Source organism: Kitasatospora sp. NPDC036755, assembly GCF_040636595.1.
GTDB lineage: Bacteria > Actinomycetota > Actinomycetes > Streptomycetales > Streptomycetaceae > Kitasatospora.
In genome coordinates this window covers 1-2,961 of sequence record NZ_JBEZUT010000581.1, presented here as the reverse complement: position 1 = coordinate 2,961, position 2,961 = coordinate 1, and the positions used below count along the sequence as shown (strand labels likewise).

Annotated in this window: 1 protein-coding gene; it reads right to left on the bottom strand. The window is 72.9% G+C overall.

All coding sequences use genetic code 11. The features are described 5' to 3' along the window. Positions 1–2,961, bottom strand: a 2,961-nt coding sequence (locus AB0E96_RS40125; protein WP_359831653.1) for a type I polyketide synthase, incomplete at both ends; no start/stop codon positions are given.

Sequence of the window (2,961 nt, the reverse complement as noted above, 5' to 3'; positions counted from 1 at the left end):
GGGGTTCTCGGCCTGGGTGGCGCGGACGAGTCCCCAGATGGGGGCGCCGGTGAGGTCGGTGATCTCGGGGTGGGCGACGGCGCCCGAGGTGACGATGACCAGGCGGGAGTGGGTGAGGCGGTCGTCGGCCAGCCATGCCTGGAGGGCGTTCAGGACCCGGCCGAGGCCGGCCCGCATGCCGGACGGTACGTCACCGCTCTGCGGGGCGCACGGCAGGACGATCACGGAGGGCAGTTCGTCGCCGTTGGTGGGGAGGTCGTCCCAGGTGATGGTGGACGGGGTGGTGGTGTCGGTGGTGTCGACGGTGATCGGGGCCCACTCCACGGCGAGCAGCGGGGGAGCGGCCTTCACCGCGTCCAACTGCCCCGCCGCCACCGGGCGGCCGACGACCGCGGCGACGGAGGCCACGGGCTCGCCCGCCTGGTCGGCAAGGGCGATGGCGACGTCGCCGGTGGCGGAGCGGGTCAGACGGACCCGCAGCGCCACGGCACCGATCGCGTGGACGGCGACCTCGTTCCAGGCGAACGGGAGCACCGTGCCCTCGTCACCGGTCTCCCCGTCACGGGTGATCAGGCCGGCGTGCATCGTCGCGTCGAACAGCGCCGGGTGGAGGCCGAAGCGGGCGGCGTCCGCGTGCGCGGACTCCGGCAGCGCGACCTCGGCGAAGGTCTCGTCGCCGCGCTGCCAGGCGGCCTTGAGTCCCTGGAAGACCGGGCCGTAGCCGTAGCCGAGCTCGTTGAGGACGGTGTAGGCGTCGGTGACGTCGACCTCTTCGGCCCCGGCCGGAGGCCACTCGGTGAGACGGCTGCCGGAGGCGACGGTCCCGGCCGACCGGCCGAGCAGGCCCTCAGCGTGCTGGGTCCAGGTGGTGGCGTCGTCGGTGCGGGAGTGGATCGTCACCGTGCGGTCGCCGTTGCCGTCGGCGCCGGTGACGGCGACCTGGACGGCGACACCGCCGTGCTCGGGGAGCACGAGGGGTGCCTGGAGAGCAAGCTCGGCGAGGACGCCGCAGTCGACCTGCTGCGCGGCGCGCAGCGCCAGCTCGACGAAGCCCGTACCGGGGAAGAGCACGGCGTTGCCGATGCGGTGGTCGGCGATCCACGGGTGGGCCGACCGGGAGAGCCGACCGGTCAGGACGACCGAACCGTCATCGCCCGGCGCCGCCAGGGCCGCCGTGAGCAGCGGGTGGTCCGTGGGTTCGAGGCCCATGGACGCCGCGTCGTCGGAGGGGCGCTCCAACAGCCAGAAGCGTTCGTGCTGGAAGGGGTAGGTGGGCAGGTCGGTGTGCTGGGGGTCGAGGCCGGTGAAGGCGGTGGCCCAGTCGATGGTCACACCGGTGGTGTGGAGCGAGCCCAGAGCTGCGAGGAGGGTTCGGGTCTCGTCGCGGTCGCGGCGCTGGGTGGGGATGGCGGTGGTGTCTTCGGTCGTCTGCTGGGCCATGGCGGTGAGGACGGCGTCGGGGCCGATCTCCAACAGGGTGGTGACGCCGTGGTCGGTCAGGGTGCGGACGGCGTCGGTGAAGCGGACGGCGGCGCGGACCTGGTCGACCCAGTACTGCGGGTCGGTGAGTTCGGCGGTGGTGAGGGTGCCGGTAACCGTCGAAACGAGCGGGATGGTGGGCTCGCTGTACGCCAACTGGGCTGCCACGGTGGCGTACTCGGCGAGCATGGGCTCCATGAGTACGGAGTGGAAGGCGTGGGAGACGCGCAGGCGCGAGGTGCGGCGGCCCTGGGTGGCGAAGCGCTCGGCGAGTGCCTCGACCGCGGTCGCTTCGCCTGAAATGACCACGGAGCGGGGGCCGTTGAGGGCGGCGATGTCGACGCCGTCGGTCAGGTGCGAGGAGATTTCGTCCTCGGTGGCCTCGACGGCGATCATCGCACCGCCGCCCGGAAGGGCCTGCATCAGCTTGCCGCGTGCGGCGACGAGTCGGGCCGCGTCCGGCAGGGACCAGACGCCCGCGACGTGCGCGGCGGCCAGCTCGCCGATGGAGTGCCCGGCGAGGTACTGCGGGCGCACGCCCCACGACTGCAGGAGCGCGAACAGCGCGACCTCGACGGCGAACAGGGCGGTCTGGGTGTGGGCGGTCTGGTCGAGGAGCTGGGCGTCCTCGCCCCAGATCACCTCGCGCAGGGGTCGGTCGAGCCACCGGTCGAGTTCGGCGCAGACCTGGTCGAAGCGCGCGGCGAACACGGGGTAGGTGGCGTACAACTCCTGCCCCATGCCGAGGCGCTGGGCGCCCTGGCCGGTGAACAGGAACCCGGTGACAGCGCCGTTCTCGGCCCTGCCGAAGGTGACGGCCGGCCCGGCCGTTCCGTCGATCAGCGCGCTCAGGGCGGTGGTGAGTTCGTCCGTGGTGGAGGCGATCACGACCGCGCGGTGCTCGAATCCGGTGCGGGTGGTGATCAGCGAGTGCGCGACGTCCAGCACCCGCACGTCGGGCTGCGTGGTCAGACGGTCGTACAGGCGGGAGGCCTGGTCGCGCAGGGCGGGCGCGGTCTTCGCCGACAGCACGACCGGAACGACCGGGGCCTCGGCCCGGTCCTCGAGGGCAGGGCTGTCCACCGCGTCGACGCCTTCGACGATCACGTGGGCGTTGGTGCCGCTGAGGCCGAAGGAGGAGACGCCGGCCCGGCGGGGTCGGTTGCCGAGGGGCCATGCGCGCGGCTCGGTGAGCAGTTCGACGGCGCCGGCTTCCCAGTCGACCTGGGAGGAGCGCTGTTCGGCGTGGATGGTGCGGGGCATGATGCCGTGGCGCATGGCCTCGACGACCTTGATGACGCCCGCGACGCCGGCGGCGGCCTGGGTGTGGCCGAGGTTGGACTTGATGGAGCCGAGGTGGAGGGGCTGGTCGGTGGGCCGGTTCTGGCCGTAGGTGGCGATGAGGGCCTGGGCTTCGATGGGGTCGCCGAGGCGGGTGCCGGTGCCGTGGGCTTCGACGAGGTCGATGTCGGCGGTGGTGAG